Here is a 26,285-nt window from a genome sequence, read left to right as displayed (position 1 = left end):
CCTCTGTGCATATATGCACACAAGCTTTGCGTTTATTTCGGTTTTGTGCAAGTAAAATTTTGCTACTATCACTTTAACGAAACAAAATAAGGTATCAGCAAGATGACTACAGCAAAAATTATCGCACTAGCAGGCAGTTTAAGAAAAGACAGCTACAACCAATTACTCATCCAAGCCGCGGCAAACTTTGCACTAGAAAGTGGCGCAGAAGTAGAAGTGATCAAGTTACAGTTCAGGTTAGCAAAATGGCGCTTTAACACGTCACATAATGCCTGTACTTTGGCCGTTCGATGAACCAGTACATGGGTAACTAGCCAAACTTGGCTTAGCCATTTTAACTCATCACGCAACACCGGCTGTAAATCTGGGTAACGTTTTGCTACATCGTGCTGTAGCCCACCAATACCTAAGCCATTAACAATGGCACGCGACGCATCTGACGTTTCAGATACCCTAAGCGTCACTTGTGTCTCAGGGATATGTTCATCTACCCAAGCGAAATATGGCACTCTTGCATTAAATCCGGCCACACCAGAGACAAAGTAATGCGCCTGTAACGCTTCAAGTGTTTTAGGGATCCCCATACGCTTGATATAGCTTGAAGACGCATACAAGCCTGCTTCTAAAGTATTTAGATGCTGCACTATGTAGTCGGGCTCATCGGGCTTTGGTCCTGCCCTCACCGCTACATGCGCCTGTCCGTGATCTAAGCGTAAACGCTTTTGGTCGAGAATGACTTCAAGTTGTACCTGTGGGTGTAATTGCTGAAAAGTCAAACAAGGCTCCGAGAGCATATCCATAAAGCCACTGACCGTTGTCACCAAAAGCTTACCTCTAAGCTGACTGTCCGAGGCAACAATAGAAGTACTCAACTCCATCAAGCGCTCGTCTATTTGACTCGCCGTCGCAAGTAGCTTTTCTCCTGCCTGTGTTACCTGATAACCTCGGGCATGACGGTGAAATAACCGCGTTCCCAATGCTTCTTCTAAGCTATTTATTCGTCTCAGTACCGTACTGTGGTGGATCTCTAAATGCTCAGCCGCCGCTGATAAGGTGCCAAGCTTGGCAACCGTGTAAGCGACCTTAAGATCCTGCCAATCTGTGAATTTATCCATAACCACCTCTGTGCATATATGCACACAAGCTTTGCGTTTATTTCGGTTTTGTGCAAGTAAAATTTTGCTACTATCACTTTAACGAAACAAAATAAGGTATCAGCAAGATGACTACAGCAAAAATTATCGCACTAGCAGGCAGTTTAAGAAAAGACAGCTACAACCAATTACTCATCCAAGCCGCGGCAAACTTTGCACTAGAAAGTGGCGCAGAAGTAGAAGTGATCAAGTTACAAGATTTAGATATTCCAATGTTCGATGAAGATCTTGAAGCGCAAGGCACACCAAAAGGTGCTCAACTTTTAAAAGACAAGCTGCGCGATGCCGATGGTATTCTATTAGCAAGCCCAGAATACAATGGTTCTTTCACTGCGGTGCTCAAAAATGCAATAGACTGGGCGTCTAGAACAGAACAAGGTGCAGTGCCAGCATTTAGAAACAAGGTAGTGGCGCTCTATGCAGCCTCACCAGGCGGCTTAGGTGGATTACGCGGCCTAAACCATGTCCGTGATGTGTTGTCTGGCATTGGCAGTTTAGTACTCGCAGACCAATTGGCTGTACCTGGCGCATTTAATGTATTTGATGACCAAGGTAAAATTAAAGACCCAGAACTTGCTGAGAAAGTATCAAGCCTCGCTCTGCAACTGGTGTCCGTTGCAAGTAAGTTAAAATAACTTTTAATCTCTCGTTCATATCTTGCTATGGACGCTTAGCTCATGCACACTAAGCGTCCAAAGCGAATTAGAGGCGCAATATCAGCCTTGTAATAATGGATACGAAAACGGGAGTCAGCTTTGCAAAGCACTCAGAGTCACCTATTTACCCCCTATCTCTCACACCATTTTCATTGCATTCAGTTTGATCCTGACAGCTTTGACGCGCTTTCCTTTGAACAACAAAATATACTCCTGCCCGCTTCACTTGATAAAGCGGTAGCGAAAAGGCGAGCCGAGTTTTTAGCAGGACGAATATGTGCCAAGACTTGCCTAGCGCAATTTGGACAAGGTGACTTTACGCTGCTTAACGGCTCCGATCGGGCGCCTATCTGGCCTGCTAATATTGTTGCCAGTATCACCCATACTCGAGGGATCGCGGCTGCGATTGCTACAGATGATATCGCCGTGAAAGGCTTAGGCATTGATATCGAAAGAGATATGAAACCGAAGCAGGAAGTCGAACTACAACGACAAATTCTACATCCTGAAGAAGCTGAAATTTTTGCGCTGTTCGGCGAGCAAGTGCACTGCCCATTGACTGTTATTTTCTCGGCCAAAGAAAGCATATTTAAGGCACTTTATAGCACGGTGCAAAAATTCTTTGGCTTTGATGCCGTCAAGCTGACTCAGTTTGATGACAAGAAACTTATTTTCACTTTGGTGGAAACGCTACACAAGGATTTAGGCGAAGGACAACAAGTGGAAGTATATTACCAATGCAAAGACGCCTTAGTGCTGACCGAGTGTGAATACATTGCAGAGTAAAATCATACCTGTTTGACTTAATACTTATAGCAATTAGTCTTAATTCATGCTCAGTTTGAAGGAATAAATCTGACGCTAGCTGCGTTAAAAGTTTCTTATTTATAATTAAAAACGCCCACTTGGGGCGTTTAATCTGAAGTTTGGATAAGGATTCACTTACCCATTTTCAAAAGACAACTTACTGAAACACGACATTTTCACTGCCAGCAGCCGCTTTAAAGCGCGCTATCAGCTTTTCACAGTCCTGTAAGATCTCCGCTTCTAGGCGCTCTTCAGCACGCCAACGCTGGCTATCCATTTTGAAAATCTCTTTTTTAGAATACTTCTTACGCGCGTCATGAGTTGGCATTTCTTTGACTTCATCATACATCTGATAAACACCAGGATAACTCTGTTGTAAGTCAACTTCCTCGTCAAAGCTATATTGCGAGATGAGTACCCAAACTCGTAAACACCCTTCAGAATATTCACATTGTTTTTCCTTCATCGCACGCGCGATCAAGTTAACGCTATCCGCAATTTTTCCATTGCGCTGCTGCCGTGACTTTTCAAGCTCAGCAGCCTTTTGCTCGCGATGTTTGGCAATCTGCTCTTTTTGTACCTTCAGCTGCCATAGTAATTTACCCGCGTAAAACGCCAGTCCAGCAATAATCAGGGCACCAATAATGATTGCGATGATCCATGCAGTATTCATTACTTATCATCTTCCTCAAAGTCGTCGTCTAACCATTCATTTGCTAGATCATTACTCATAAACTGATCCATTGGATCATCATCTAGCATATCGCCTTCTTCAAACTCATCATCAATTCCTAAGATCTCACATATTTCCTGATGACGTGCAATGCCGCGATTGAAGTATTTCGCATCTTTACCTGTTAGCAGTTCACCGCGTTCATGGCGTTCAAGTAGCGCCATCAAGCGTTCGTCATTTTCTAACTGCTCAAGCTCTTGCTCTGGAGTTAACGTCTCTACCGCTGTAGTTAACTTAACTTGTGGCTGTAGATGGCGCTTCATCTCAGGCTGTGTATTCGACTCAGCCGATTGTGGCTCTGCAACCAAAGAAATGGGCTTTTTACTACCAACACGCGGATCTTTATTGGTCGTCGTGTTTGATTGCTCTTTCACTAGGATCTCTGGTGCATTTCTCGAACCCGGCTTTTTACCCTTGGTTTTTTTGCTACGCTGCTCTTTAAGCGCACGTAACGCTTGTAGCTTTTCTTTACTCAGCCTTGGTGTTCCATTGGCTGCAACTTTACGTGTCTTTTTCTTTCTGGTCATAATTGGTTATCCAAAATTCTCGCGCTAACTACGCTTGGTGAGAATGATGACATCATTCCCAATAAATTCTAATTCACAATCCTGCTGCGCGGCAAAATACGCAAAGCTTTCTTGGCTAAAAAATGAAATATGCGTTAGGTCATTTTTATAGTGCCAATTCGCAAAGCGTGCTTTATCAATGACGAGCTTGGTCATCAATGCCAGCGGCTTTCCCACTTTTAAGCATGCTAACAATTGCGTTAATACTTTTGCAGGTTCTGCTAAATGTTCCACCACTTCTGTACTCACGATAAAGTCATACTGACGAGTCAGTACACTGGCATCATTAGCATAGTACAGGTCAAACAAAGCCACCTGATGCCCAGCTTCTTCAAGCATTTTCGCAAGCAGCGGGCCTGGCCCACAGCCAAAGTCTAAACCTTGGCTTGGCGTCACCAAACGCGCCAACAGTGGATCCGCCACTCGTGCTAGAAAGCGACGATAGCCTTCATCGGCCAGATCGTTTTCATGGCTATCATAAATGGCCTTTTCTTGAGCTGGTGTTAATCTCGACTTGGGATCAACCATCACCAACTGGCAGGTTTGACATTGCCAGTACAGTCGATACTTGTCTTGATGGTAGGTTTCAAGCTGATTACCTTGGCACAGGCCACAACTGAATAGAGTTGAATCTTGCAATGGTCGACAGTGATTGCTTAATAAGGCGGCTATTGTATCAGGTATAATAGAGGCAACCAAATAAAAAGGCGGCAGAGATCACTCTCTACCGCCTACTAATCTGAGCGTCACAACTGGACACTTCTCCCTTCGACTTTTAAGTCTTATTATTATTCTTTTTATTTTATTGTCGTCCGTATTGTTTTTATTTTAGACTTCCGTGACACTTTCCATATTGTTTTTATTATGAGACTTCCGTGATTTTCTTATTCTCGGTCTTCCTGACGCTTTCTTGATAGTCCTTCGTATCCAACTAGATACACAACTTTGCCACCTACGCTTCCGTATCGAATTGTCCCTTTTTTTGTATTGCTTGGCGACAACGAATAATCTACGCTCCTGAGCTTGAGTTACAACTGTTTAATAACAAATTTCTTACCTTAATTTTTTTAATTAAACAGAAAAAAGATGAATTACATAAACTTACACTGAACAAGAGCTTAAAAATAAGCTAAAACTCACATGTTGCACAAGCAAATGTCTTACATTAAAAGTGAGATATATCTCACAACCTCAACAACAAAAAAAGGCAGCCTATGCTGCCCTTTTTTCAATAGTAAGAGTTTACACTGAGAGAGGTAAACTCACTATACGACTTTAGTGTAGACCACCTAAGTACTTAGATAATACTTCGATGTCTTTGTCTGTAAGCTTCTGCGCGATATCACGCATCATACCATTCATGTCATTGTTACGAGTGCCATCACGGAACTTCTCAAGCTGTGATTTGATGTACTCAGGGTGCTGGAATGACACTTTAGGGAACTTAGCTAAAGAAGTACCGTTACCACGAGGACCGTGACACGCAGCGCAAGCTGGAATACCACGCTCAGCATCACCGGCTTTATATAGCTTCTGACCTGCAGCAACAACATCTTCCGGCGTTGAACCAGCAGACATAGATAAAGAAGAGAAGTATGCGGCTAAATCTTTCATATCTTGATCTGACAGCGGCATAGCCATACCACTCATCACAGGATCCATACGCCCTTCTTTACCACCAGACGTCATACCTAGCTTAAACTCTTGTAGCTGCTTATAGATATAATCTGCATGCTGACCTGCGATTTTAGGATACATAGTCACAGGGGCATTGCCATCTGGACCGTGACATGCTGCACACGTTGCAGACTTTGCTTTACCTGCTTCCGCGTCACCATCGAATGCCGATGCGTTGCTTGCTGACAACGTACCAAGCAACATTGTTAAAGTTAATGCTATTTTTTTCATGGTAAATTCTCTGTTTCCGACCCTGTAATTTGTACCCTCGCGAACAAAGTCGCTCTCTTTATTGCTCGGGCAAATAATACCAATCAGTACTAATTAGGTTGTTATGTTAATCAGATGAATCATACATGCAAACTTAGCAAATATAACGCCAAACAGCACCGATCCATCTAAATACGCCTTGCTCAGCAGTGACTACTGATAGGTATACACTTTAGATTGACATTGCAATTTCTACATTCTACACGATATTACTTTCTCTGGCACGTTTTCTGCCCATATTAAGCTTATAATTTATAGGGACTTGACCTAGATTAATTAATATTGGCACGACGCTTCTGCCAATTAGCAACAAAAGCGGTGTTTAGAACAAACCTCACAATGCTTTTGGTTTCCGTCATACTGTTATAAAATACGCAATTCCATCCGCGAAAGTTTAATCAGTTAGGAGTCAGCGTGCTAAAATCTCGCGTTAAATACAATCAGGCACAATTTATCACAAGTACCCCAGATATCAGTAAACTGCCACCAGACACTGGAATTGAAGTTGCTTTTGCGGGTCGTTCTAACGCTGGTAAGTCGAGCGCGCTCAATACGCTTACAGACCAAAAGCTGGCACGCACCAGTAAAACACCTGGCCGGACTCAGCTTATTAATACTTTTTCTCTAGGTGAAGATCAGCGTTTGATTGATTTACCTGGCTATGGCTTTGCGAAAGTCCCATTAGAGATGAAAAAGAAATGGCAAAAAGCATTAGGTGAATATTTACAACGCCGAAAATGTCTTAAAGGGATTGTGGTATTAATGGATATTCGTCACCCTCTTAAAGATCTCGATATGGATCTCATCAACTGGGCGACTGGCAGCAATATACCGGTATTGGCGTTGTTGACTAAAGCCGATAAGCTAAAACAAGGTAAGCGCAAAGCAGAAGTACTTCAAGTACGTCGTGCGCTATCTGAAATAGACGGTGATATCACAGTTCACGCATTTTCTTCTTTGAAAGGCATCGGGTTGAACGAATTAGCGTGGAAACTGGATGATTGGTACTTAGGTCCGTTTGTTAAAGAAGCTCAAGAAGAAGCGAGCGAATAATCAAAACGTAGGGCGCGCTTAGCTAAGATAAAAGCGCGTCTTTGCCGACATCAGATAAAAGCCTTTTTCATCTTCCTCGAGCAATTCAACCCACTGATAATAGACATTTCGTGAAATTCTAGCGGTTAAACCATAATTGAGTGTGAGAAATGGAATATCTCCCCCATTAACATGCTCAAGGGCTAGTGGAAACACATCACAAATGGGCCATTCACGGCCTAAATTATCTATCGCGATAATACAAGGTGATAACTCCAAAGCCGATGCATCATCACAATAACGCCATTGCTCGATAATAAAAGGATGAGCAAGCACCTCTATCTCACAACTTTCTGCTGGTGTTTTTAACCAATACTGCTGACCATCAAAGGTTAAAACACTAGCAAACAAGGCAACTAGCGATTGCCGTTTAATTTCACGCCCTTGATGAAACCAACGACCGTCCGCCGCAATTTTGATGTCAGAAAAACCGCACGACGGCGCCGACCAATTTTCGGTCGGCGCATGATTCGTAACATACTGTTTGATTAACGCATCAATTTTGTTCATCAAAAACCAAGTTGAAGCTAACAGGCACGCTAGTCGCGATAGTCTTCAGACCCGCAATTTCTCGTAGCGCTTCAATCCCTTTATCTAACCCAAACTGCTTTGAATCTAGAATAAATGCATGTACCGGTGTAACCACCAAGCCATTAGCACTTTTCGTTATCAGTAAGTCTAGGCTGATCTTTTGGATCTGACCATGCAGTGTCAATGTTGCTGTCACATCATTGATTTTTTGTGTACCAGCTTTAAGTTTAGCAAGCACTTCAGAAACATCAGCGTTAACTTTCGCCTTTGGGTGTTGCGCTACATTGAACAGCATCTTTTGCATGCGTTCATTACGGATCGGGATCATCGTTTCAACGCTTGCCAGGTCAATATTAACCTCAAGCTCGCCTTTAGCAGATAATGTACCATCTATCGTTTTAAAATGATGTACTTCTGCAACGCTAGTCTGTTTCACAGACACAAAACTAACATCGCTTTGTTGTTGATTAAATTGCCAAGCTGCGAACGCCTGAGAAGAAATAAGTGCACTACCTAAAAGAAGGTACTTTAGCATGACGACTTCCTTATGAAATGAGAGTGAATTGCATTTGAGCGCTCAGTGTAAAACGCAGTGCAAATTAAATAAACCTTTAATCATAAACTGATGGCTAAGACTAGATATTATTCTTGATCTAAGACTAGAAATTGATTTGTTCAAGAGGAGAAAAAGACGGCCCGTAAAAATTACGAGCCGCTATAGCAATCTGGGGAGAAGCTATCAATACACTGTATCCTCTTGCGAGAGATACATCATCAACAGGATGTCCTACAGGATGAGGACGGCGCGAACAATAACAAATAGACGTCCAGAAATAAACACCAAAAAGCAAAACTTGAGCCAATTTGATAAACTTTCAACGTTAATTTGTTTTTTGTTACTGGAGATTAACAGGAGCTACAAAATTAAGACGCTATGCTGCTAGTGTATACTTGCAAACAAAGATGAATGAAGTTGCACTAGTCTAATCGACTAGTGCAACTCGGGTAGATTTTAATATTGACTAGTGCGCTTGTTCCCAGTTGTCACCACTGTCGGCTTCAACTAATAACGGTACATCAAGTGTTGCCGCTGCACTCATCAGCTCGCAGATCTTTTCACTGTATTCAGCAACTTTATCGCTGTGTACTTCAAACACTAATTCATCGTGCACTTGCATGAGCAACTGGATATCATTGCTATCACAGCTTTGTAGCCATTCATCCACTTTAATCATCGCTTTTTTGATGATGTCCGCCGCAGTGCCCTGCATCGGTGCATTGATGGCTGCACGCTCTGCTGCTTTTCTGCGAGCGCCATTACGCGCATTGATATCCGGTAGATACAAGCGGCGACCGAATAAGGTTTCTACATACCCTTTATCAGCAGCCTCTTCACGCGTACGCTCCATATACTCTAATACACCAGGGAAGCGTTCAAAGTACATATCCATATAATGTTGCGCTTCATTTCTTGGAATATCTAACTGACGTGACAGACCAAACGCACTCATGCCATAGATCAGACCAAAGTTAACCGCTTTGGCTTTTCGGCGCATATCAGAAGTCACTTCCTCAAGCGGCACGGAAAACACTTCAGACGCTGTTGCACTGTGTACATCTTTACCTTCAGCAAAGGCACTCAACAACCCTTTGTCTTGTGACAAATGTGCCATGATCCTAAGCTCGATTTGGCTGTAATCCGCCGCAACGATTTGTTTATTATTGTCGGCAACAAATGCCTGACGAATATGACGTCCGGCTTCATTACGGATCGGAATATTTTGCAAATTAGGATCGCTTGAGCTTAGACGGCCCGTTGCGGTAACGGCTTGATGATAAGAAGTGTGCACACGACCAGTATCCGCATTAACCAATTTTGGTAGTTTATCGGTATAGGTTGATTTTAGCTTAGCTAAGCCACGATGCTCAATAATAAGTTTTGGCAGTGGATAATCATGCGCCAACTCTTGTAGCACTTCTTCAGCCGTTGAAGGCGCGCCTTTTGGCGTTTTCTTAATCACTGGCAGCTCAAGTTTGTCGAACAATATCGCTTGCAATTGCTTTGTTGAACTCAGGTTGAACTCCTCACCTGCAATTTCAAAGGCCTGTTGTTCAAGCTCACCTAAGCGTTTTTCAATCTCAATACTTTGCTTTGCGAGCATATCACCATCGATGTGCACACCAGTGCGTTCAATGCGAGAAAGTACACTCAGCAGCGGTAATTCAATTTCTGTAAATACTTGCTTAAGGCGATTTTCTTTTTCAATTAGCGGCCAAAGGTGTTGATGTAACCTCAGCGTAATATCAGCGTCTTCCGCGGCATAAGGTGCCGCCTTTTCTAGCTCTATTTGGTTAAAGGTCAGTTGGTTCTTACCTTTACCAGCGATGTCTTCAAAGCTAATGGTTTTATGGCCTAAATATTTTAGCGCCAAGGAGTCCATATCGTGACGAGTTCCAACACTGTTAAATACGTAAGACTCCAACATGGTATCAAAAGCGATCCCCTGCAGTTCAAGCCCTGCACGAGCAAGCACACTTTGATCATATTTTAAATTTTGACCCACTTTTTTGATCTGAGGATCTGCAAGTAGTGGTGCCATGATCTCAAACACCATATCTTGAGAAAGCTGCTCGGGCGCTCCCACATAATCGTGATTGATTGGTAAGTAAGCCGCTTCGCCCGGTGCAACCGCAAAGCTCATTCCTACTAGATCCGCCTGCATATAGTTAACACTGGTGGTTTCAGTATCAAAAGCGATGAGTTGGGCTGCTTTTAACTTAGTTACCCAGTCATCAAGCTGTGCTTTTGTCAAAATAGTCTCGTATTGGGTGCCGACCTGCGCCGCTGCAGGCGCCGACCCTTCAGCCTCCACATCAACGATATCAGCTTGTGACTGACCATCCAGCAATTCAGCTAACCAACGCTTAAATTCACACTGACCATATAGCTCGATTAAGCGATCTTTGTCCATCTCAGCTATCTTAAATTGCTCTAAGTCTTGCTCTACTTCACAATCCAGCTTAATGGTGGCTAATTCATATGACAATTTTAGCTGCGCTTGGTGTTCCTCTAGTTTTTTCGCCATGGTTTTTGAGCCACGAAAACCTAAATCAGCAATTTTGTCTAAGTTTTCGTAGAGCGAATCAATAGAGCCTAACCCCTGAAGCATCGCCAATGCCGTTTTTTCACCAACACCAGGTACGCCCGGAATATTATCGACCTTATCTCCCATTAACGCGAGATAGTCGATGATCAAGTCAGGACCAATACCAAATTTATCCACTACCCCTTCAGGGTCTAAGATCGTATTCGTCATTGTGTTGATCAACGTGACATGTTCATTGACCAATTGCGCCATATCCTTATCACCAGTGCTGATTAGCACATGGCGACTTTGCTCTGACGCTATTTTAGAGAATGTACCGATCACGTCATCAGCCTCAACACCACTTATACTTACCAGTGGTAGGCCCATTGCTTTAATTATTTCGTGGATCGGCTCAATTTGCGTTCTCAGATCATCCGGCATAGGTGGGCGATGCGCTTTATATTCGCTATACATTTCGTTGCGAAAAGTCGGCCCTTTAGCGTCAAAGACTACTACCATATGACTTGGTTGATATTGCTTAAGCAAACTCTTAAGCATATTGATCACACCGTAGATCGCACCAGTTGCTTCACCTTTTGAATTTGTTAAATGTGGTGGCGCATGATAAGCACGAAATAAATAGGAAGAACCATCAACCAAGATCAACGGATTTTGAGGGATCTGAGACATAAATATTGGATCCTAAATTAGTCTTTTGTGGAGTAGAATGTAAGGATGCCACAAGGCACAAGATAAAACGAGTTTCGCGTTATCTCATCATTTAGATAAATCGTGCTGCACCTGTGGATAACTTTGTAGACAAACACGAAAAATCGCTCCGGAACTTTGTTTTAAAAGTCAGAGTGCAAACTAAAACTTTGATTTACTTGCGTTTTTTGTGCCTTTTTTATTGTTATTATCTTTACCGCTTTGTGGATAAAGAATTTTTTTAGTCACGCTTAACAAACTGGGTGAGTAAAAAATAGCCTGATTTTCTCAAGCGGAGGAGTATACTAACACAATTGATCAAAGATCATAGAAGATCCTTTATAATTTTTTAATTCGTGCATAATTCTTTTTATGCATATAGCGCGCATGATGTGACATTGAAGGGAGAAATGAATGAAAAAAGTAGCGGTAATTTTAAGTGGCTGTGGAGTATTCGACGGTGCCGAGATCCACGAGTCAGTATTAACACTACTCAATCTTGAAAAAGCAGGGGCAAGCTATCAGTGCTTTGCACCTAATATTGATCAATTCCATGTGATCAATCACATCACCGGTGAAGAACAAGATGAACGTCGTAATGTTCTTATTGAAGCCGCCCGCATTGCACGCGGAGAAATTGCAGATCTGGAAACATTAAGTGCTGACGAATTCGATGCTGTGGTATTACCAGGAGGTTTTGGCGTAGCAAAGAATCTGTCTGATTTTGCCTTTAAAGGCGCAGACTCTACGATTCTCGAAAGTGTAAAGCGCGTATGTCGTGAGTTCAATCACCAGCAAAAGCCTATTGCTTACTTATGTATTGCGCCAGCACTCATCGCCCATATCCATACACCGGGTACGCTCGCGACCATAGGCAATGATGTTGATACCGCAGCGGCAATTAATACGCTTGGTGCAAAGCACGTGGATTGTGAAGTGACCGAGATCGTCGTTGATGACAATGAAAAAGTGATTAGTACACCGGCATATATGCTGGCGTCATCCATTCTTGAAGCCGCGACAGGCATCGAGAAGGCGGTGACGAAGTTAATCGAAATGGCCTAAAAGCGATCGATACAGGCTTTTCCTTGTATTAGTAGAAGAAAGCGTTAGCGCCGAGTGACTCACGTTTCGGCCTAACGTTATTGCAAATTTAGGCAAAAAAGCTTGCCCTAACGCAATAAATTAATGGTTTTAACCATTTATACTCAAGTTTACGTTTTATAAATGAACAGGTGACGTTATAATCCCAATAATTCCGTCATCCATTATCGTGATTGAACACGTTCAAACGAAGTGAGCAAGGTAAATGAAAAAACTTTCAGCAGCACTTTTATTGCTATCAACAGCCGCAGTTGCGCAACCATACGACAATTCTTTAACTGAAGAAGCGATTAAGAAACGTCTTCAGCCTATCGGCTCAGTATATTTAGCTGGTGCTGAAAGTGCAGCAGAAGCCGAGCCATCTGGACCTCGTTCAGGTGAGCAGGTTTATCAAGCGGCATGTTTCGCTTGTCACGGCACCGGCGCATTAGGTGCACCAAAAACAGCCGACGATTGGGCACCGCGCCTAGCGAAAGGTAAAGACGTATTACTAGATCATGCGATCAATGGCTTCAATGCAATGCCTCCTCGCGGTACTTGTATGAACTGCTCGGATGATGAGATTGCAGCAGCAATCGATTTCATGACAAGTAAATAAGTATTTCAACTTCTGTATTTAGGGTAGAAAGACTTATTGGACAGTGCAGCGTTTATCGCTGCATTTTCGTCTCAATATAGTGTCATCAAAGCCGTGATTAACACTGGTTTGATATCGCTTTATAAAGCGAACAGGAATGAGAAATTTACACTTGACCGTCTCGGCTAAAAGTGAAACTATTAAGCTCAATAATTAAACAACAATAAGAACTGGTTTCGTCATTGGAAGAGCCACAACAGCAGGTTAGGAGACTATCTCGGCGAACCGCCAGATTAGAGTCTTTACTCAAAAAGTATAAAAGAAAGTCTCAACTTCAATACACATTAATTCAGTTATCAGAACAGGCTAGTACTGTTGCTGAGCTTACCCTGTTGTATCCCGCAATCCACAATATTCTATCTCAATATTTACCCAGCAAAAGCTTTTATGTTGTCCTGCAAAATCGCTTTACTCAAGCGCTTGAGCTATCGTATTTTGTTGATGAAAAAGACGGTATTTCTGTCCCACTTCATGAAGCACATCACTTTAAAGATGGTGTGACTGGCTTTGTATTTAAAACCGGCGAAACCGTTTATCTCACCAAAGATGACATGCTATCGCGAGCCAATGCTGGCGAGTTTAAGATAATGGGCAGTCAAGCAGAGCATTGGGTGGGTGTACCTATCTATCGCGACGGCGCAATTATTGGCGTGATGGTATCGCAAAGCTACGAAGCAGAGCAATCCTACAGCGATCATCAAGTTGAGTTGCTTGAAGTCATGTCACTGTATCTGGCCACAGCAATTGAACGCGTTAAAAAGCGTGAGTTACTAGAGTCTGAAGTGAAAATTCGCACGCGGGCACTAATGCAAAGTAATGAAGCACTTAATAAAGAGATAGAAAACCGCAAGCGTGCGCTAGAAAGACAGCAAATCTTATTCAAGATTTCTGAATTAGCAACCCAGTTCTCCGATATTGACGATGTTTACCAACAAGTTCACGACATTATTCGTTCTATTACTTTTGCCGACAACCTCTACATAGCGCTTTACGATAAAGAGACGAATTGGCTTACCTTCCCGTATAGCGTTGATGAAAAAACCAATTATAACCCTCGCCCATTTGCAAAAGGGTATAGTGAGCTGGTCATTCGTACTGAGCAAAGCCAGTTAATAGACAGTACCCGCGCCAAATCCTTAGCACTAGAGGGAACAGTAGAGCGCCCAGCAGGCTATAACCACAAGCTTGCAGCAACCAGCTGGCTTGGTGCACCATTAAAAACCGCTACTGGCGTCATCGGCCTGATCGCATGTCAGGCTTATGAGCACAAACACGAGTTTAATTATGATGATGTAGAGCTGATCTCTTTTGTATCTAATCAGATTGCCTCTGTACTACAAACGCATCTAGCGAACCAAGCACTTAAGATCAGTCACCAGCAGCTAGAACATCGAGTTGCGGAAAAAACCAAAGAGTTACAGCAAGCCAATTTACACCTGCAAATGCAGATGGAAGAACGCAAAAAGATTGAGCAACAGCTTTATCATGATGCTCATCATGATTCACTCACGGGTCTTCCAAACCGTAGTTTGTTTTTAACTCAGCTCGAAAAGACGCTAAAGAAACATCATCGTTATCCCGAAGATAATTTTGCCGTTCTGTTTATCGACTTAGATAAGTTTAAAGACATTAATGATGAATTAGGTCACCAAGCTGGTGATCAGTTTTTGGTGTGGGTGGCACAGTCATTCTTAGAGTGTATTCGTGAACACGATTTATTAGCTCGACTTGCTGGTGATGAATTCGTGATCTTACTTGATCACCTAACCGATCGTCAGCAAGCGGAAGATGTCGCCAAGCGCATTATCAAAGTCATGCAGCAACCTTTCTGTTTGAAGGGGGTATGCATGCAAAGCGGTGCCAGCATAGGGATCACCTACAGTAATAAGCTATACCGTAACACCGATGAAATCATCAGAGATGCCGATGCGGCAATGTACTATGCTAAAAACGCTGGCCGTGGTCGCTATGAATTTTATCATCCATTGCTAACCGCAAGCTCAAATGCTCAAAAGCAGCAAGAGCAGCATCACTTAGATAAGCTCCCTACCCACTTCCGCTGTACTGAAATCGTGAACTGGTCTGATAACGCCCAACCAATTGGCTTTTTGGAAGCCTTTGGCGAGCATCCAGTGTTAGGCAGCACCAGTTTTGATATTCTGAAAAAGTTTGCCGCAGAAAAATCTCAACTGCTTGAAATTGAATTGCACCTACTTAACAAAGCGCAAGAAATTGCCCTTAGCCGCGATGAAGATATGCTATTTGGCTGCTCTGCAATGTTACTAGAAAGCGCACATTTTGACGCGCTAAAGCAGCAGCTTAAGCGGCAAGACAAACCACTTTGTTTGCTCTTCGAAGAAAGCGAAATTCGCTTTGCTTCTAGTCAACAGGTATTAAATCTCAGAGCCCTAGCCGATATGGGGATCCCTATTGGCTTGAATAATTTTGGTAAAGATCGCTGCGATCTAACCCTAATCAGCCAAGTTGACTTTACCTATATCTTATTAAGCTCGACGTTTAGTAAACGCGTCTTACAGCAAACGAGTTATGAGGTTCAATTACAAGGTATTTTAGCCGTTACTAAGGTGAAGAGTATTAAGGTCATCGCCCGGGGTCCTGCGATTTTAAACTTTAGAAGCTTGCTGGAAAAGCATGGCTTGCAGCTTTTTTTTGGCAAACAGCAAATGCTGGATAAGGGCAACGAACGTGTAGCCTTTATCCAGAGTTTTGATAACGAATCAGTCCCGTCTTAGCATTGCCCGTAAATTCGCAACGTTAGACTTACCTTTTTCCATTCGTTCTGCCTGTGTCGCCACAGGCTTTTTCCCTTCAATTTGTAAATCATCTTGCGGCAATTCTTGTACAAAGCGACTCAGCTCTGGGGTGATCTGCTCACCAAATTGACGACGACTTTTGGTATAAGTCAATGTTAAGGTTTGCTGAGCTCGAGTTATACCAACGTAGGCCAAACGCCTTTCCTCTTCGACATTATCTTCATCAATACTCGTTTGGTGAGGTAGTAAGCCTTCTTCCATCCCCACCATAAATACGTGTGGATATTCCAAACCTTTGGACGCATGCAGCGTTAATAACTGTACTGCATCTGAGTCATCTTCCTCTTCATTGCGCTCAAGCATATCTCTTAATGTGAGTTTGCTTACCACTTCTGGCAGTGTCATGGCGGGGTTATCAGCATCTCCCGTGAGCATATCACTTATCCAACGGTATAATTCTGATACGTTTTTCATCCGCATTTCCGCAGCTTTTGCACTGGGAGATGACTCGTACAGATACGCTTCGTAATTAATTTCACGGATCATATCTTTTACCGCTTCCAAGGTATCTCCGCGGGTTGCTCGGTCGGAAAGCTCAACCACCCAGCGCGCAAATCCCATCAATGCATTTAAGCCACGACCCGCCAAGCGATCTGAGAGCTCTGACTCAAAACACGCCGCAAATAGACTGATATGGCGCTCGTTGGCAAAGCTACCTAGCTTTTCTAGTGTCACCGGGCCAATCTCGCGTCGTGGGGTATTGACGATACGTAAAAATGCGTTGTCATCATCTTGGTTCACTAAGAATCGTAAATAAGCCATGATGTCTTTGATTTCACTGCGTGCAAAGAACGACATACCGCCACTGATTTTGTATGGAATACGGTTGGTCATGAGTGCCTTTTCAAACACTCGAGCTTGATGATTACCGCGATAGAGCAATGCATAGTCGCGATAGCTGGTACGTTTCATAAACTTGTGTGAAATGATCTCCGCGACCACACGCTCCGCTTCATGCTCTTCGTCACGAGTCGCTATCACACGGATCGGGTCGCCATACCCCAGCTCACTGAACAGTTGTTTATCAAATTCATGGGGATTGTTGGCGATAAGAATATTCGCGGCTTTTAGGATCCGACCTGCACTACGGTAGTTTTGTTCCAACTTGATAAGTCTTAGGCCCGGAAAGTCTTTGCTCAACAGCACTAAGTTTTGCGGTTTAGCGCCACGCCATGAATAGATAGACTGATCATCGTCACCAACCACAGTAAAACGTGCGCGCTCACCAACGAGCAGTTTCACTAACTGATACTGGCTGGTATTGGTATCTTGATACTCATCCACCAGCAAATAGCGGAATCGTTGCTGCCAGCGCTCTCTCACATCAACCGACTGATTCAAAAGCAAAGTTGGGATCATAATAAGATCATCAAAGTCTAAAGCATTGTAAGCACGCAGCTGTGTTTGATAACGCGAATAAAGCTGAGCGAATAGCGCTTTTTGTGGCTCTCGCGCCTCTCGAATAGCACGCTCTGGCAAAATAAGCTCATTCTTCCAGTTACCAATCTGCATTTTTAGCAAGTTGAGTAAGTCTTTATCACGCTCAAGCTCTTTTTCAGTGAGTTCACTTAACAACTGATTGGTGTCTTGATCATCAAACAAAGAAAAGCCGGGTTTATAACCCAAGGTCTTGACCTCTTTTTTGATGATTTCCAGCCCTAATGTATGGAATGTCGACACCCATAAACCCTTAGCTTCTTGCTTGCCCAAAGTTTGTGCCACCCGTTCACGCATTTCTTTCGCCGCTTTGTTGGTAAAGGTGACCGCTGCGATATTTTTGGCTTTGTATTCACACTGCTGCACTAGGTAGGCAATTTTATTGGTAATAACCCGGGTTTTACCTGAGCCCGCCCCAGCCAATACAAGGCATGGACCACTGATATATTTTACCGCTTCGTCTTGTTTTGGGTTGAGCTTCATGCAACTAATCCGGTTATCTTCTCGCTTGGCACAATGTTGGCAACAACTGTCAGTGCTGAGGGGTTGAGGAATTCTTATAAACTAAGCTCGCTAGTTTACCGTATCCATGTAAAACTATGAAGCGAACCTTTTCCGTCTGCGGCGCATAAGGTAAGATGGACTGTGTATACTGACTCGCAAGCTAAGGTAAGAAGATGATTAATCCAGCCAAAATTGAAGAAATTGCTAAGCAAATTTCCAGTAACATGCCACAGGGCGTAAAGAATCTTGCTGAAACATTTGAAGCAAGAACGAAACAGGCGATCCAGAGCAAATTATCAGAAATGGATTTTGTTAGCAGAGAAGAGTTTGATATTCAAAGCAAAGTGCTGATCCGTACACGTGAAAAATTGGTTGAACTTGAAGAAAAAGTGGCGCAGTTAGAAGCACAACTTGCCAGCCAAGCATCCGACTCGCAGGAATAAGCAACCAAAGCTTTGGAAAGTAAAGCGTGCGCTTGTGGCGCACGCAATCTCTAAACTATGTTGACCCTAGCAATAGCGCTGGTTCACGCCAAGCAGAGACTTTTCATAGCAAAGCGACAGTTGCTCCATATCTTCTACGGCGTTCACCACCTCATTCAAGAGACCATCAGCTAGACCATAGACCCACCCGTGTACCGTCAAAGTTTGACCTCGCTGCCAAGCATCTTGAACAATATTGCTCTGACACACGTTGCGCACCTGTTCAACCACATTTAGCTCACAAAGCGCCGCACACTGCTTTTCTTTGCTCACTTGTTCAATAATCGCTTGGTGTTTCTCTTTCACATCAGCGACATGACGTAGCCAGTTATCGATCAGACCAAACTTAGCGTTATCGAGTACGGCTTGCACTCCACCACAACCGTAGTGACCGACCACCATGATGTGATCCACTTTGAGCACCTCAACCGCATACTGCATGACCGACAAACAGTTGTGATCAGTATGCACCACGACATTGGCAACATTGCGGTGAACAAACAATTCTCCAGGCATTAAATCAACAATCTCGTTGGCAGGCACACGAGAGTCAGAGCAGCCAATCCATAAATAATCTGGATTCTGTTGTTGCGACAGTTTTTTGAAAAACTCAGGATCACTGGCATTGGTGCGATCTGCCCACTGTTTATTATTATCGAGTAAGTGACTCAGCGGACTTGGGCTCGTTTTACACATTAATGGTTCTCCGACTGACGTTCAGCCTGTATCAAAATATTCCTTGGGGTGAGTGACTTTTCGCAAAAAGTACTAAGGGTGACATCATACCCAGCTGCTTGCAGATATAAAACCCTATCCAGGACCAACCAGATCTCAATCGCACGACGAAACACGTGTCGTACTAGCTCAATTCTGTCCGTTACTTGTTTTCGTTCACGCCCAATACGTTCATATTGGTCAAAATCAATTCCATCAGGCAGGGCAAGCTGCTTCTGCTCAGCTGCCCAATAACAGAATTCACTAAACGACCCAGAAAAAATAGCCTTATTGACCGAAGGCACACTCACGTAATATTTATCTGCGGTAAGTTCTCTGCGCAGCGCATCAAACCCTAAGCGCCAACTCACCTCTTTTTTACGTACTTGTGCCACTCTCCCGGGTGCTGTAACTGTCTCTTGCAGCGCTAACTTCATATCGTGATGAGACAAATTGAGCTGACTCTGCTGTGCTTCAACACTCATGGCTTGATAATCAGGTGGTGTAAATAAGTGATAGCAGCACGGGGAGAGCGATAGCTTTTTCATGCCATTCGCCACCGCTTGGTGCATAAATACACGATGTAATTCACCACATGCATGCAGTGCAATACCATGGCGATTCTCAACGAAGTGGTGGTGTATGTCATCTTTCAGCACGTCGGCACAATGAAAATGCAAGTTTAGATTTTGCCGCTTCGCACTTTCCTCTCCTTGTCGACACAGATCCGCTTGAAGCTCAATACTGTTCACTTCAGGCGCGCCATGATAAGAAAGCAATCGGCCTAAATGACCTTTACCTGCGCACCACTCTAGTACCGATGCTTTGGTTTCGTTTACTGCGGCAACAAAGTCTTGAAGTTGCTCTAATTTACGTCCTTTTATGCCATTACTCAGCCAAAATGGTAACTCATCTCTACGGCCCACTTTTTGCGGTAAAGCACTTAAGACCGTAAGTTGTTCAAGTTCGGGAATATAGCGACTAAAAAAAGTAAAAAGGGCATCAGTGTCACTGTCTAATGTTGATACTGCATCGTCGCTTAACCGCAGTAATTCAGATTGCAGTTGTGGCCAAGGAATAGTGAGATGCTCAAAAGCAACGACTTGCCAATATTGTCGGGTATCGAATAATAATTTATCTAGAAGTTGAAAGCGTTTGCTCGGTTCCACAATGGCCACAGTTGTCAGAGAAACAATACCCTTATTCTAGCGTAATTGTTGATGATATTTACGAGAAAAAATTAAGTGGATATACATTGGGATACAAACCAATGTCAAAATCGCTGCAATAATCAACACCCAAGATAGCTTAGGTTGTTCATTCTTCACTTCTGAATAAATAAAGCGCGCTTTGTGTTCATGAAACTGACTCACATCTAAGTGATATAGCTGTGCTATCCATTGCCATTTTGCCGTTGACATTGTTCCAATTGGAATATTAGCCACCTTGATGAACTCCCTTAACTTCTCTGCCTCAAATGCGAGCTGTTCTAGGGGTTTTTGGGTAGCGTATTGCTGTTTAGTTATCGCTAAGGTTTCTTCTAGATGTAACATAGCGTATCGCCAACCTTTAAGACTCGCACGACGAAAACGTTTAACAAGCTCAGGACGGTTTTCTAGTACGCTTTCCGTAGTAAAGAGCACGTCAGCATAAACGTTTAAACCAAACTGCTTAGGGCAAATTTCACGGGTTGATAGACCGCTTTGCTGCACGGTATAGGGCTCATTGGTGCTATAAACTTGCATCGCATCAAATTTACCCGCGATAAAGTCTTTCAGTGGCTCACTGCCTGAATACAAGCGCATATTTTGTGTATTGACGCCTGCACGTTGCAACATCATGAGCAACTCACCGTTTTCTGTGTGTCCTAAATGACTGAGGCGTTTCCCCTGAAAATCACGGGGAACATAAATATCACTGTCGGCTCTTACCATCCAACAATAAGGAGAAGACTGTAGTATCGCAGCAAGCGCCACAAAGGGCTTACCGTTGAGCCTTTGTTTCAGTAGACCGGAGTGAAACACACCGAACTGTGCTTGCCCGTATAGCACGCGAAAATCAACGTTAGGATTATGGGGATCGGCAGGAAGAATATGAACGTCTAATCCTTCTTCTTGATAGAACCCCTTTTCTTTTGCCATATAGTAGCCAGCAAACTGAAATTGATGCGTCCACTTTAACTGTAATGTGACTTTTTCAAGAGCGGCAACCTGCATGCTAAACAAGAATAGTAATAACGCAGCATAGTAATGAAACATCGTATCCTTGCGTTTTTCAACTGATAATAGCTAACTATAGTTTACGGTGCTCAGGCTGCCATTAAGTTTGGATAAGTATTGAATATGTCAGTGAGTTAAGTACTACTTTAACTGACTAAGGTTCAGAGCAGTTGTACTTTGCAATTCTCTATATGTGTACCTAGCATGTTCTTTAGGTGATGATAGATCTGCTCTTGACTGCCTTTGCACATAATGTCATAGCCATTACCATTATTCTTCTCGATGATCCCAAGGTAATTATCATCAATAGTAACAGACTCAACTTGCGCTATTGGCATCATAATTTTATTTGCCCCGTAGATGAGCATTAACTTCTCGCCCTCTTTTAATAACATTTGCTCTGGGCGTCTGTTGGTACCGATATCACCTTGGAGTACGACCGATATCACTGTAATTGCAAACGCAATTGGCAAGAAAAGTGTGTGTTCGATCAGATCTGGCCAAAGTGCACTCGCACCAAAATATAAGCCCGCAAGTAATACAAGCCTTGTAACTAACGTTATGAAGATGTCCTTGTTTTTTCTTTTTCTAATCATGTAATCCACTGATAAAATTAGATACTTTCATGACCAGCGTACCTAATTCAGTACTTATTATCCAGCCTTTTGCTTTGCTAACTGCTCGCCATGCAAAAAGCGTGTAAAACACGGGTTATCTGTTTCTTCTTGAAACTGATACGCTAACTTTGCAAGATGTTCATCAAAGCGCTCATAATCACTGGGCTCAACTTCAAAAGCGGCTAACACATTGCCTTGTGCCGCACCGTGATTGCGATAATGAAATAAAGTAATATTCCAATTACAGCCGAGCATGTCTAAAAAGCGTGCTAATGCGCCTGGATATTCAGGAAATTCAAACCGCAATAAACGTTCATTCATGACGCTCGGCGGTTTGCCGCCTACCATATATCGCACATGTAACTTTGCCAGTTCGTTATCTGATAAGTCATCAAACAGGTAGCCGTTTTGATGCAATGAAGCGGTTAACTCAGTTAGCTCTTGCTGGCCATTTCTAAGCCCAACACCAACAAAAATTTGCGCTTCGCCACAGCCGGCATAGCGATAGTTAAACTCAGTGATCGCTCGGCCACCAAGAGAGTGACAAAAACGCTTAAAGCTGCCTTTTTCCTCTGGAATAGTCACCCCGAGCAATGCTTCATGTTTAGCACCTAGCGCCGCTCTTTCGGCGATATATCTCAACCGATCGAAGTTTAAATTAGCGCCTGACAAGATAGCCGCAACACTCAGCCCCTTTTCACCCGTTTGCGTGAGCCACTTCTTCAAACCCGCGGTTGATAACGCGCCGGAAGGCTCTGCAGTTGCTCTCGTCTCCACAAAAATATCTTGAACCGCCGCACAAATTTCATCGGCATTAACCGTCACGACTTCATCACAAAACTTTTGTGCTAATCGAAAAGTTTCAGTGCCAATAAGCTTCACCGCTACACCATCCGCAAAACCACCGACTCGCTCAAGCTCCACGGGTTTTCCGGCTTCTAACGCGGCTTTAAGGCATGCGCTGTCCTCAGCTTCTACCCCAATAACACGGATATCAGGGCGAAGTGACTTCAAATACACCGCCATTCCCGCAAGCAAACCACCTCCTCCTACGGGAATAAATACGACGTCTAGTTCATCAAGTTGCTGAATTAACTCTCGCGCCACCGTACCTTGGCCGATGATCACATCTTTATCATCAAATGGTGGGACAAAAACACCATTTTGCGCTTCACAAAGATCTAGCGCGTACTGCTTTGCCGCATCAAAGTGATGGCCGTGTAAGATCACTTCACCACCGAGCTTACGAACCGCGTTGACCTTGATCTCTGGCGTAGTCACAGGCATTACAATGGTAGCGTGCTGACCTAGATGCGTTGCACTTAGTGCAACCCCTTGAGCATGATTACCCGCAGAAGCGGTATACACCCGCGATCCTTTCGGTAACTGACGTAGCTTGTTATACGCACCACGCAATTTGAAAGAATAGACCGGCTGTTGGTCCTCTCTTTTCAGCCAAATTTGGTTACCAAGCTGGGCTGACATTTGCTCTAGTTGATTCACTTGCGTTACCTCAACGAGCGGTGCCACATTCGCCTGAATAATGGCTCTAAAGTAATCAAGCTCTTGGGAAACCATCGCTAGCCTAACTCCTCTAGTTTTTGTAAGTCACGTACCGCGCCTTTGTCTGCACTCGTGGCTAACAGTGCATAGGCTTTTAGCGCGGGACTCACATAACGTTCTCTGTTAACTGGTTTGTACGCTTCTTTACCACGAGCGAGTTGCTTTTCATGGCGCAGCGCCAACTCGGTGTCGTCCAGTTTAACGTCAATACTGCGGTTATAGATGTCGATAGCGACAACATCGCCGTTTTCAACCAGCGCCAGATTGCCACCACTGGCAGCCTCTGGAGACGCATGGCCAATAGAAAGTCCAGAAGTACCGCCGGAAAAACGACCATCGGTAAGTAAAGCGCAGTCTTTATCTAGCCCCATCGATTTAAGATAGCTAGTTGGATACAGCATTTCTTGCATACCCGGACCACCTTTAGGTCCTTCGTAGCGAATGATCACTACATCACCTTTCTTAACTTGGCCACCCAGTATCCCCTCGACGGCATCGTCTTGAGATTCAAATACTACAGCAGGCCCTGTAAAGCGCAGCATTTCATCGGCCACCCCGGCACTTTTCACGATACAACCATCAGGCGCTAAGTTACCTTTCAATACTGCAAGGCCGCCATCTTGCCTAAAGGCATGCTTGATGGAGCGAATACAGCCGCCTTCACGGTCTAAATCAAGCTCATCCCAGCGATACTCTTGGCTCATAGCTTGGGTAGTGCGGATCCCAGCAGGCCCCGCGCGATAGAAAGTTTGTGCCCGTTCGTTATCACGGTCTGCAGCATTCCAACGTGCAATAACTTCACCTAGATTTCCGCCAGCAACGTGCCCCACCGACAAGTCCAATTTATTGCCTCTGGCCAGCTCATTGAGGATGGCCATAATGCCGCCAGCACGGTGAACGTCTTCAATGTGATACTGCTGTGTTGCCGGAGCAACCTTACATAAAAATGGTGTGCTGCGAGATAAGCGGTCTATGTCATTCATATCAAAATCGACAAAGCCTTCTTGCGCTGCCGCCAATAAATGCAGCACGGTATTAGATGAACCGCCCATCGCGATATCTAATGTCATGGCGTTCATAAACGCGGCTTGGTTAGCAATGTTGCGTGGCAGCACTTGCTCGTTATCTTTACCATAGTATTCGTCGCACAAAGCCATGATACGATTTGCTGCGCCCAAATACAGCTGTTGGCGGTCTTTGTGTGTCGCAAGTGTCGTACCATTTCCAGGCAACGCTAAGCCCAGCGCTTCTAGTAGACAGTTCATGGAGTTGGCAGTAAACATACCTGAACACGAACCACAAGTAGGACAGGCAGAGCGCTCAACTTGCTCAGAATCTTCATCACTCACAGTTGGATCTGCGCCTTTCACCATAGCGTCGACAAGATCCAATTTCAGATCGATATCCGCTAAGCGAGTTTTTCCCGCTTCCATCGGGCCGCCGGAAACAAAGATCACCGGAATATTCAACCGCAGTGCAGCAAGTAGCATGCCTGGGGTGATTTTGTCGCAGTTAGAAATGCAGACCATGGCATCAGCACAATGAGCATTAACCATGTACTCTACCGAATCTGCAATTAAGTCTCGAGACGGAAGCGAGTAAAGCATGCCGCCGTGGCCCATGGCGATACCATCATCAATAGCAATGGTATTAAATTCACGGGGTACGCCGCCTGCTTCTGTTATCGCATCAGCCATTAATGCGCTAAGTTGATTGAGGTGAACATGACCCGGAACAAATTGGGTATATGAATTCACGACCGCAACGATCGGTTTATGGAAATCACTGTCCGTCATTCCCGTTGCTCGCCACAATGCACGAGCACCCGCGCGTTGTCTGCCCTCTGTAGTTGTCTTGCTCCGTAATTTAGCCATGCTTCACCTTTTTCTCGGCTTTGCCGAGCTCCTCATTCCCACAATTTACAATGCGCTTTTGTTCGGGACGCTTGGCCCCGATTCCAATAAAATTAATCGTTTACGTATTCTAACCAGCCATTTTCGTCATCAGCTTGACCTTTAACCAAAGCGAAATAGGCCTGCTGTAACTCTTCCGTAATTGGACCTCTACCACCATTACCCACGGTAATCTTGTCTACGCTGCGAACAGGTACTACTTCCGCTGCGGTACCAACCATAAAGAACTCATCAGCAAGATAAAGCGCTTCGCGAGCAATTGGCTCTTCACGTACTTCATAACCGCGTTTTTTTGCCAAATGAATGATAGTGTCGCGCGTAAGACCAGGTAGAATACAAGCTGTGGTTGGCGGGGTATAAAGCACACCTTTTTTCACAACAAATAAGTTCTCACCAGCACCTTCGCTTAGGTAACCATTAACATCAAGTGCGATCCCTTCAACATAACCATTACGCTTCGCCTCACCTGAAATAAGCTGTGAAGATAAATAGTTACCACCCGCTTTAGCCGCGGTAGGCATGGTATTTGGTGCAAGGCGGCTCCAAGAAGAAACACACACATCAACACCTTGCGCTAAGCCTTCTTCACCAAGGTATGCACCCCATTCCATCGCAGCGACTGTCATGTCTGCACGGTGCGATTTCGGGTTTAAACCAAGACCTACATGACCCAAAAATGCAAATGGACGAAGGTAAGCATTGGTAAAGTCATTTGCGCGGATTGTCTCTTTACACGCTGCGATTACTTCCTCTTTGGTAAAAGGAATTTCCATACGGTAGATCTTCGCGGAATCAAAGAGGCGTTGAATATGATCGGTTAAGCGGAAAACAGCTGGGCCATTTGGCGTATCGTAAGCACGGATCCCTTCAAAAACTGAGCTGCCATAATGTAAAGCATGACTAAGCACATGGGTGGTCGCTTGAAAATAAGGAACCATTTCACCGTTATGCCAAATTACTTCTGATGTTTGTGTCATT

The 26,285-nt window shown here is 44.0% G+C and carries 23 protein-coding genes and 1 pseudogene; 8 read left to right on the top strand and 16 right to left on the bottom strand.

Features of this window, described 5'->3' with window-relative positions; all coding sequences use genetic code 11:
* Positions 1-102: 102 nt before the first annotated feature.
* Positions 103-177: pseudogene (locus tag PPIS_RS25830) on the top strand (FMN reductase); the annotation flags it as partial.
* On the opposite strand, the gene PPIS_RS16545 reads toward PPIS_RS25830, so the two are convergent.
* Positions 153-1,115: a LysR family transcriptional regulator gene (locus PPIS_RS16545; protein ID WP_249031223.1), complete on the bottom strand. Its 963-nt coding sequence runs from the start codon at positions 1,113-1,115 to the stop codon at positions 153-155. The pseudogene PPIS_RS25830 and the gene PPIS_RS16545 overlap by 25 nt on opposite strands.
* A gap of 107 nt (positions 1,116-1,222) precedes the next feature.
* Between PPIS_RS16545 and PPIS_RS16540 the strand changes: the two genes are divergently transcribed.
* On the top strand, positions 1,223-1,789 hold the full coding sequence (locus PPIS_RS16540) for an NADPH-dependent FMN reductase (protein ID WP_010376288.1): 567 nt from the start codon (positions 1,223-1,225) through the stop codon (positions 1,787-1,789).
* A 120-nt stretch (positions 1,790-1,909) separates the two neighbouring features.
* A complete protein-coding gene (locus PPIS_RS16535; RefSeq protein ID WP_010376291.1) occupies positions 1,910-2,596 on the top strand; it encodes a 4'-phosphopantetheinyl transferase family protein in 687 nt (228 codons plus the stop codon).
* 178 nt (positions 2,597-2,774) lie between these two features.
* On the opposite strand, the gene PPIS_RS16530 is transcribed toward PPIS_RS16535, so the two are convergent.
* The 4 genes from PPIS_RS16530 to PPIS_RS16515 form a co-directional block, all read right to left on the bottom strand.
* Positions 2,775-3,290: a DUF2489 domain-containing protein gene (locus PPIS_RS16530; RefSeq protein ID WP_010376294.1), complete on the bottom strand. Its 516-nt coding sequence runs from the start codon at positions 3,288-3,290 to the stop codon at positions 2,775-2,777.
* Positions 3,290-3,877 (bottom strand): Der GTPase-activating protein YihI, encoded by a 588-nt coding sequence (yihI, locus tag PPIS_RS16525; RefSeq protein WP_010376296.1) that lies wholly within the window; start codon positions 3,875-3,877, stop codon positions 3,290-3,292. The genes PPIS_RS16530 and yihI overlap by 1 nt, the downstream gene beginning before the upstream one ends.
* A 24-nt stretch (positions 3,878-3,901) precedes the next feature.
* Entirely contained in the window at positions 3,902-4,555 is a 654-nt protein-coding gene (locus PPIS_RS16520) for a class I SAM-dependent methyltransferase (RefSeq protein ID WP_010376298.1), read from the bottom strand.
* A gap of 636 nt (positions 4,556-5,191) precedes the next feature.
* A complete protein-coding gene (locus PPIS_RS16515; RefSeq protein WP_010376301.1) occupies positions 5,192-5,824 on the bottom strand; it encodes a c-type cytochrome in 633 nt (210 codons plus the stop codon).
* A 453-nt stretch (positions 5,825-6,277) separates the two neighbouring features.
* Between PPIS_RS16515 and yihA the strand changes: the two genes are divergently transcribed.
* Positions 6,278-6,916, top strand: a complete 639-nt coding sequence (gene yihA / locus PPIS_RS16510) for a ribosome biogenesis GTP-binding protein YihA/YsxC (protein ID WP_010376303.1) — start codon at positions 6,278-6,280, stop codon at positions 6,914-6,916.
* An 18-nt stretch (positions 6,917-6,934) separates the two neighbouring features.
* On the opposite strand, the gene PPIS_RS16505 is transcribed toward yihA, so the two are convergent.
* The 3 genes from PPIS_RS16505 to polA form a co-directional block, all read right to left on the bottom strand.
* Positions 6,935-7,465 carry a DUF1285 domain-containing protein gene (locus PPIS_RS16505; RefSeq protein WP_010376304.1) on the bottom strand — a complete coding sequence of 177 codons (531 nt, stop codon included), beginning with the start codon at positions 7,463-7,465 and terminating at the stop codon, positions 6,935-6,937.
* Positions 7,452-8,021 (bottom strand): YceI family protein, encoded by a 570-nt coding sequence (locus tag PPIS_RS16500; RefSeq protein ID WP_010376305.1) that lies wholly within the window; start codon positions 8,019-8,021, stop codon positions 7,452-7,454. The genes PPIS_RS16505 and PPIS_RS16500 overlap by 14 nt, the downstream gene beginning before the upstream one ends.
* Positions 8,022-8,508: 487 nt before the next feature.
* The gene (polA, locus tag PPIS_RS16495; protein ID WP_010376306.1) at positions 8,509-11,265 is read right to left on the bottom strand and encodes a DNA polymerase I; all 2,757 of its coding nucleotides are present in this window, start codon (positions 11,263-11,265) and stop codon (positions 8,509-8,511) included.
* Positions 11,266-11,697: 432 nt separating this feature from the next.
* On the opposite strand from polA, the gene elbB reads away from it, so the two are divergent.
* The 3 genes from elbB to PPIS_RS16480 all read left to right on the top strand — a co-directional run bounded on the left by elbB (position 11,698) and on the right by PPIS_RS16480 (position 15,777).
* A complete protein-coding gene (gene elbB, locus PPIS_RS16490) occupies positions 11,698-12,348 on the top strand; it encodes an isoprenoid biosynthesis glyoxalase ElbB (RefSeq protein WP_010376307.1) in 651 nt (216 codons plus the stop codon).
* 244 nt (positions 12,349-12,592) lie between these two features.
* Complete coding sequence (locus PPIS_RS16485; RefSeq protein ID WP_010376308.1) at positions 12,593-12,985, top strand: c-type cytochrome; 393 nt, start codon at positions 12,593-12,595, stop codon at positions 12,983-12,985.
* 221 nt (positions 12,986-13,206) lie between these two features.
* Positions 13,207-15,777, top strand: coding sequence for a sensor domain-containing diguanylate cyclase (locus PPIS_RS16480; protein ID WP_010376309.1), 2,571 nt, complete (start codon positions 13,207-13,209; stop codon positions 15,775-15,777).
* Here the strand turns inward: PPIS_RS16480 and rep are convergent.
* A complete protein-coding gene (rep, locus tag PPIS_RS16475) occupies positions 15,763-17,778 on the bottom strand; it encodes a DNA helicase Rep (RefSeq protein ID WP_010376310.1) in 2,016 nt (671 codons plus the stop codon). The two genes, PPIS_RS16480 and rep, sit on opposite strands and share 15 nt — an antisense overlap.
* Positions 17,779-17,972: 194 nt before the next feature.
* Here rep and ubiK point away from each other — a divergent pair, with 194 nt between their 5' ends.
* Entirely contained in the window at positions 17,973-18,242 is a 270-nt protein-coding gene (gene ubiK, locus PPIS_RS16470; protein ID WP_010376312.1) for a ubiquinone biosynthesis accessory factor UbiK, read from the top strand.
* Between the two features lie 66 nt (positions 18,243-18,308).
* On the opposite strand, the gene can is transcribed toward ubiK, so the two are convergent.
* The 7 genes from can to PPIS_RS16435 form a co-directional block, all read right to left on the bottom strand.
* Positions 18,309-18,977, bottom strand: a complete 669-nt coding sequence (gene can / locus PPIS_RS16465; RefSeq protein ID WP_010376314.1) for a carbonate dehydratase — start codon at positions 18,975-18,977, stop codon at positions 18,309-18,311.
* Entirely contained in the window at positions 18,977-20,173 is a 1,197-nt protein-coding gene (locus tag PPIS_RS16460) for a methyltransferase (RefSeq protein WP_010376316.1), read from the bottom strand. Before PPIS_RS16460 ends, can begins: the two co-directional genes overlap by 1 nt.
* A 27-nt stretch (positions 20,174-20,200) precedes the next feature.
* Positions 20,201-21,253, bottom strand: coding sequence for an ABC transporter substrate-binding protein (locus PPIS_RS16455; protein ID WP_010376318.1), 1,053 nt, complete (start codon positions 21,251-21,253; stop codon positions 20,201-20,203).
* Between the two features lie 122 nt (positions 21,254-21,375).
* Positions 21,376-21,810 carry a hypothetical protein gene (locus PPIS_RS16450; RefSeq protein WP_010376320.1) on the bottom strand — a complete coding sequence of 145 codons (435 nt, stop codon included), beginning with the start codon at positions 21,808-21,810 and terminating at the stop codon, positions 21,376-21,378.
* 57 nt (positions 21,811-21,867) lie between these two features.
* Positions 21,868-23,409 carry a threonine ammonia-lyase, biosynthetic gene (gene ilvA / locus PPIS_RS16445; protein ID WP_010376322.1) on the bottom strand — a complete coding sequence of 514 codons (1,542 nt, stop codon included), beginning with the start codon at positions 23,407-23,409 and terminating at the stop codon, positions 21,868-21,870.
* A gap of 2 nt (positions 23,410-23,411) precedes the next feature.
* Positions 23,412-25,268: a dihydroxy-acid dehydratase gene (ilvD, locus tag PPIS_RS16440; RefSeq protein ID WP_010376325.1), complete on the bottom strand. Its 1,857-nt coding sequence runs from the start codon at positions 25,266-25,268 to the stop codon at positions 23,412-23,414.
* A gap of 92 nt (positions 25,269-25,360) precedes the next feature.
* Complete coding sequence (locus PPIS_RS16435; protein ID WP_010376327.1) at positions 25,361-26,284, bottom strand: branched-chain amino acid transaminase; 924 nt, start codon at positions 26,282-26,284, stop codon at positions 25,361-25,363.
* Between the last annotated feature and the right edge of the window lies 1 nt (position 26,285).

Origin of the sequence: Pseudoalteromonas piscicida (assembly GCF_000238315.3) — a bacterium.
Lineage (GTDB): Bacteria > Pseudomonadota > Gammaproteobacteria > Enterobacterales > Alteromonadaceae > Pseudoalteromonas > Pseudoalteromonas piscicida.
Note: the sequence above shows the minus strand (reverse complement) of the source record. Positions and strands in the feature narration are given on the sequence as shown.

Excerpts from the sequence above, each read along its gene's own strand:
- PPIS_RS16545 (WP_249031223.1), bottom strand. The coding sequence starts at position 1,115 with ATGGATAAATTCACAGATTGGCAGGATCTTAAGGTCGCTTACACGGTT.
- PPIS_RS16540 (WP_010376288.1), top strand. The coding sequence starts at position 1,223 with ATGACTACAGCAAAAATTATCGCACTAGCAGGCAGTTTAAGAAAAGAC.
- PPIS_RS16530 (WP_010376294.1), bottom strand. The coding sequence starts at position 3,290 with ATGAATACTGCATGGATCATCGCAATCATTATTGGTGCCCTGATTATT.
- yihI (WP_010376296.1), bottom strand. The coding sequence starts at position 3,877 with ATGACCAGAAAGAAAAAGACACGTAAAGTTGCAGCCAATGGAACACCA.
- PPIS_RS16515 (WP_010376301.1), bottom strand. The coding sequence starts at position 5,824 with ATGAAAAAAATAGCATTAACTTTAACAATGTTGCTTGGTACGTTGTCA.
- PPIS_RS16505 (WP_010376304.1), bottom strand. The coding sequence starts at position 7,465 with ATGAACAAAATTGATGCGTTAATCAAACAGTATGTTACGAATCATGCG.
- PPIS_RS16500 (WP_010376305.1), bottom strand. The coding sequence starts at position 8,021 with ATGCTAAAGTACCTTCTTTTAGGTAGTGCACTTATTTCTTCTCAGGCG.
- polA (WP_010376306.1), bottom strand. The coding sequence starts at position 11,265 with ATGTCTCAGATCCCTCAAAATCCGTTGATCTTGGTTGATGGTTCTTCC.
- elbB (WP_010376307.1), top strand. The coding sequence starts at position 11,698 with ATGAAAAAAGTAGCGGTAATTTTAAGTGGCTGTGGAGTATTCGACGGT.
- PPIS_RS16485 (WP_010376308.1), top strand. The coding sequence starts at position 12,593 with ATGAAAAAACTTTCAGCAGCACTTTTATTGCTATCAACAGCCGCAGTT.
- rep (WP_010376310.1), bottom strand. The coding sequence starts at position 17,778 with ATGAAGCTCAACCCAAAACAAGACGAAGCGGTAAAATATATCAGTGGT.
- ubiK (WP_010376312.1), top strand. The coding sequence starts at position 17,973 with ATGATTAATCCAGCCAAAATTGAAGAAATTGCTAAGCAAATTTCCAGT.
- can (WP_010376314.1), bottom strand. The coding sequence starts at position 18,977 with ATGTGTAAAACGAGCCCAAGTCCGCTGAGTCACTTACTCGATAATAAT.
- PPIS_RS16455 (WP_010376318.1), bottom strand. The coding sequence starts at position 21,253 with ATGTTTCATTACTATGCTGCGTTATTACTATTCTTGTTTAGCATGCAG.
- PPIS_RS16450 (WP_010376320.1), bottom strand. The coding sequence starts at position 21,810 with ATGATTAGAAAAAGAAAAAACAAGGACATCTTCATAACGTTAGTTACA.
- ilvA (WP_010376322.1), bottom strand. The coding sequence starts at position 23,409 with ATGGTTTCCCAAGAGCTTGATTACTTTAGAGCCATTATTCAGGCGAAT.
- ilvD (WP_010376325.1), bottom strand. The coding sequence starts at position 25,268 with ATGGCTAAATTACGGAGCAAGACAACTACAGAGGGCAGACAACGCGCG.
- PPIS_RS16435 (WP_010376327.1), bottom strand. The coding sequence starts at position 26,284 with ATGACACAAACATCAGAAGTAATTTGGCATAACGGTGAAATGGTTCCT.